This is a genomic window from Psychromonas sp., assembly GCF_047632995.1.
In the GTDB taxonomy this organism is placed as follows: Bacteria; Pseudomonadota; Gammaproteobacteria; order Enterobacterales; family Psychromonadaceae; genus Psychromonas.
This window is the reverse complement of sequence record NZ_JBLIEK010000191.1, coordinates 1-4,601: the sequence shown is the minus strand read 5'-3', so window position 1 is coordinate 4,601 and position 4,601 is coordinate 1. Positions and strand designations below refer to the sequence as shown.

Sequence of the window (4,601 nt, the reverse complement as noted above, 5' to 3'; positions counted from 1 at the left end):
TGAAAATAGGGCGAACAGAAATTCCAGTAAGCGACCGTGCAATATATAGATGTATTGCTCATAGACACCACTTTTTAAGGCAACTGTAACAAACAGCAAATTTATTATAAGCAGTATGATCAGTAGGAAAATAATCAGCCCAAAACCATAGGAACCATCTGTTTCAAACGTCCCTTTTTTCTTTAAATTATCAAAAAATGATTGGATAAATATGGCCTTATTTGAATTTTATTCAACTTTTATTCAACAATGGACGATTCTATAAAATGATAATAGCGTTAAGAGATTGTTGCATGGTTTTTAATTTAATATGGCCATTTTTTTATATTGAACAGGGCTATTTTTCACTTTTTTGATCTGAAAGAGCATAATCCAATATCCTTAGTGAATGTGCGGCTTATCTCTTAATTACGCAGTGCCGGCAAGGTGTTTGTTTAGCTGCGCCTGTAAGCGAAACTGCGCCGCATCCTCGGGTAGCTGTTTGCGCTCCTTGCCTATCATATAATTCTCTTTAAAGGTTTCAAACCATAAATCCATCCATTGTGAGTTATCTGGTTCACCCATAAAGGCCAAAACCCGTCCGGCAACCTCTGCTGTGGCCAGCTGATTATCTTTGCTCGCTTTGCGTACTAAATAACGTGAGATAGTGTCTGGTGAAAATGAGAGCACGGGAAAGTTATCCAGATAGGGGCTTTTACGGAACATTTTTTTCGCCTCCGCCCAACTTCCATCGAGTAAAATAAACAGCGGACGTTTGCTGCTTTCGGGCGCTTGATAGTTCTGCATGATACGTTCGGGTGTCGTGTACTCTTCGGGAAAAATAACAATCGGCTGCCACTTAGAATCCTGCAATAATTGCAGAAGTTGCGTATCCGGTTGCGTTCTTGACCAGATAAAAGCATAGGTATCGGGGATTAAATCTGCAATGAGCCGCCCCGTGTTACTCGGTTTTAAAATTTCATCGTCATACATCAATAGTAAAAATGCACTATTTGTCGCCACTGTTTTTTTCAGCGAGCAAATGCACAAATAGGGTAGTAACATGCAATAAATGCAGCGTTCGCTCCGTCCGCCCCGCGCTAAGAAGGGACGAGTGCATTGACTAAGGCGTTTCTGATAAAGTTTATGAAGGGCATGTATGCGCATAAGTTCTTTTTTGGTTCAGTGAGGCGGACGATTATATGCTCTATAGCCATGATAGCTCAAGATGCTTTATCAGGATTTAAGTTCGCAGACCAGAATAAGACGCAGCATGATGACTTTTGCGCTAAGTACAATTTGCCTTGCTGATTTTATATCTTGAAGTAACATGGGTATAAAGTTAATTATGGTTAAGGTTGCAAATGAAACAGTCTCTCGAGAAATATTTTGGATTTTCAACCTTTAGAGAAGGCCAAGAGCAAGTTATTGCGGCGTTAATAAATGGACAAAGTGCGGCTGCCATTTTTCCGACTGGCTCAGGTAAATCTTTATGCTATCAGCTTCCGGCGCTGCATCTCCCCAATCTCACTCTAGTGGTTTCTCCGCTGCTTGCCCTGATCCAAGATCAGCTGCAGTTTTTGCAAAAGAAAGGCATTAGCGCAGCGAGTATTCATTCAATGCAAACCCCGGCTGAATCATCTGCCGTTTATAATGCGCTTGCTAACGGTCAGATTAAAATTTTATTTATCTCTGTGGAGCGCCTTAACAGTGAGCGCTTCCGACTGTTTTTAAAAAAGATCCCTATCTCTTTATTGGTGGTGGATGAAGCGCACTGTATCTCTGAATGGGGCCATACTTTCCGTCCCGATTATCTCAAGCTTGCGCAATACCGCCGTGATTTTGATATTGCGCAGGTATTGTTATTAACGGCAACTGCGACCTCAAAAGTGATACAGGATATGAGTGAAAAGTTTGCGATCGCCCCAGAAAATATTACTTTAACGGGATCCTATCGTTCTAACCTGAATTTATCTGTGCAGGGGGTGAGCGATGAAAATAAACTCAATATTCTTCTGCCATGGTTAAAACAGCGCGCGCAATCAGCGGGTATTATCTATGTGACCCTGCAGAAAAGTGCTGACGAGTTGGCCAAGGTATTAAAAAATCAGGGCATAAATGCAACCTCTTATCATGCCGGTTTGGCCAATGAGCGACGCGTTGATATTCAGCAGCAGTTTATGTCCGGGCAGGTACCGTTAATTGTGGCAACTATTGCCTTTGGTATGGGGATAGATAAAAGCGATATCCGCTTTGTGGTCCATTATGATCTGCCAAAATCGATAGAAAATTATGCGCAGGAGATAGGGCGTGCGGGACGAGATGGTCTGCCATCAGATTGTTTGGTTTTAGCCAATAAAAATAATCTCAACATTTTAGAAAACTTTGTTTATGGCGATACCCCAGAGCCGAGCGCGATCGATTATATTTTAAATGAAATTTCGCAAACCCAGGGGCAATGGGAGGTGCTGATGAACAGCCTCTCTAGTTTATCCAATATCCGTTTATTGGCACTCAAAACGCTGCTGGTTTATTTAGAGTTAGCGGAGGTATTACAACCCGCTTACAGTTATTACGCGGAATATAAATATAAATTATTGGTGCCGGAAAATGAGCTGCTGGCGCGTTTTAAAAATGAACGCTACTACTTTGTAGAGGCTATTTTACAAAGCTCAGATAAAGCGCGGAGCTGGGCAACACTCAACCTTGATAAATTGCACTCCTTTTATCCCAGTGAACGTAGCCGAGTGATCACCGCACTTGATTATCTTGATCAGCAAGGTTTGATTGAGTTGCAAACCAAGCAGATGACACAAGTTTATAAGGTTTTTAAAACGACGTTAAATGCAGATTTACGTGAACAGTTGGTATTGCGGTTTAAGGAAAAAGAGATAAGTGAAGTAGCACGAATCCACTTTTTATTGGACTTTTTTGCTAATCAGCAGTGTTTGAATTTGCAACTTGCCACTTATTTTTCGGATACTAATTTACAGCAGCCTTGCGGACACTGCTCGGTTTGTGCAGGAGATGTTGCGGTTATGCCTGCGCCTCCTGTGTTAAGGCCTTTAGCTGAATATCAGTTGGAACAGCTGAGTGTACAGATTAGTGATAAATTGGCGGATCAGAAAACGCCTCTCTTGTTAGCCCGTTTCTTTTGCGGATTAACAACCCCTATTTTTACGCGTCTTAAAGTGCGTAATTTAAAGGGGTTTGCGTTATTAGAGAAGTATCGCTTTAATGAAGTAAAAGAGTGGATTGAAGGGCATATTTAAAGTTAACAGTAAGAGATGTCTAATTGACCAGCGCGGGTGAGAGTCTACAATTAGTTGATAAATATAGGAAGATGCTGATGATTGGTGAACAAAAAGAGCTTATTTTATCTGCTGCGCTGCAATTATTAAAAGAACTGGGTTGTGAAGGTTTCTCGTTGGCGAAAGTGGCTGACAGGGCGAATATACCGCAAAGCACTGTTTTATTACATTTTAAAAATAAAAGCGTGTTGCTAGATATTTTGTTCAGTGATTTTATCGACGCTTATTTTGTACATTTGCGAAATTATCAAGCACCGGAAGGGCTAATTGCCGAGAAGGCATTAGGGGCGCTGCTGCTGCATATGCTTAAATATAGGGAAAGTACCCTTTGTGTACAGTTATTTAAAGAGTTTTGGGTCTTTTCTAATCATAATAAAATGGGCTACTTAGCGTTAGATCAATATTATCGCGAGTTGCATGCTGTTATTGTTAAACATTTAACAAGTATCGCGCCTGTTGACTGCGCAGAGCAAAAAATACAGTTTTCAGCCTCTGTTTTATTACCCTTTGTTGAAGGCTATAGTATTACACGTACAACCTTACCTATTTCAATATTACAATTGGTAGATCAGCTTAGTATTGTCCTAAAAAGAATTTTATATCAGCCAGTCTAAAGAATTTAAAGCCACAAGCAGAGTGTCTTCTTTGCCTTGTATCTGTTTCCATACGAGTAAGAAATAGCCACCGGCGGGATGTTTGACCAAGGCTATTCGCTATTAGCATAATTTTCAATTTAGAAGCACCCTTATAGTACAAAAAAAGGCTTAAGATGACAGAGAAGAAACGAATTTACATTGCCTACACGGGTGGAACAATAGGCATGAAACCCTCAAAAGATGGTTTTGTTCCTGCGGTGGGCTATCTTTCACAGACTATCGCAAATATGCCTGAGTTTTATCATAAGGAGATGCCGGAGTTTGAGATCCATGAATATAATCCCCTGATTGACTCTGCCAACGTATCACCGGAAATATGGCAAACCTTAGCGCTAGATATTCAGAACCGTTATCACGACTTTGATGGTTTTATTATTTTGCACGGCACCGACACTATGTCTTATAGCGCATCGGCGTTATCCTTTGTGTTTGAAAATTTATCAAAACCTGTGATTATTACCGGCTCACAAATTCCGCTTTCACAGCTGCGCTCTGATGCGCGCATCAATCTATTAAATGCTTTGTATATTGCCGCCTACCATCCCATTAATGAAGTGTGCCTGTTTTTTAACAACCAACTATTTCGCGGTAACCGTACCACCAAACAATATGCAGACGGTTTTGATGCGTTTGTTTCACCCAATTATCCGGTCTT

The 4,601-nt window shown here is 40.8% G+C and carries 4 protein-coding genes; 3 read left to right on the top strand and 1 reads right to left on the bottom strand.

The features are described from left to right. Positions 1-408: 408 nt before the first annotated feature. Positions 409-1,146, bottom strand: a complete 738-nt coding sequence (locus tag ACJAT7_RS17965; protein ID WP_415228171.1) for a tRNA-uridine aminocarboxypropyltransferase — start codon at positions 1,144-1,146, stop codon at positions 409-411. A 197-nt stretch (positions 1,147-1,343) separates the two neighbouring features. Here ACJAT7_RS17965 and ACJAT7_RS17960 point away from each other — a divergent pair, with 197 nt between their 5' ends. The 3 genes from ACJAT7_RS17960 to ACJAT7_RS17950 form a co-directional block, all read left to right on the top strand. Then, positions 1,344-3,251, top strand: coding sequence for an ATP-dependent DNA helicase RecQ (locus ACJAT7_RS17960; RefSeq protein WP_415228170.1), 1,908 nt, complete (start codon positions 1,344-1,346; stop codon positions 3,249-3,251). Positions 3,252-3,328: 77 nt separating this feature from the next. Continuing rightward, a complete protein-coding gene (locus ACJAT7_RS17955) occupies positions 3,329-3,904 on the top strand; it encodes a TetR/AcrR family transcriptional regulator (RefSeq protein WP_415228169.1) in 576 nt (191 codons plus the stop codon). A 155-nt stretch (positions 3,905-4,059) separates the two neighbouring features. Next, positions 4,060-4,601 (top strand): asparaginase domain-containing protein (locus ACJAT7_RS17950; protein WP_415228168.1); only part of this gene is annotated, 542 nt, incomplete at its 3' end.

Excerpts from the sequence above, each read along its gene's own strand:
- ACJAT7_RS17965 (WP_415228171.1), bottom strand. The coding sequence starts at position 1,146 with ATGCGCATACATGCCCTTCATAAACTTTATCAGAAACGCCTTAGTCAA.
- ACJAT7_RS17960 (WP_415228170.1), top strand. The coding sequence starts at position 1,344 with ATGAAACAGTCTCTCGAGAAATATTTTGGATTTTCAACCTTTAGAGAA.
- ACJAT7_RS17955 (WP_415228169.1), top strand. The coding sequence starts at position 3,329 with ATGATTGGTGAACAAAAAGAGCTTATTTTATCTGCTGCGCTGCAATTA.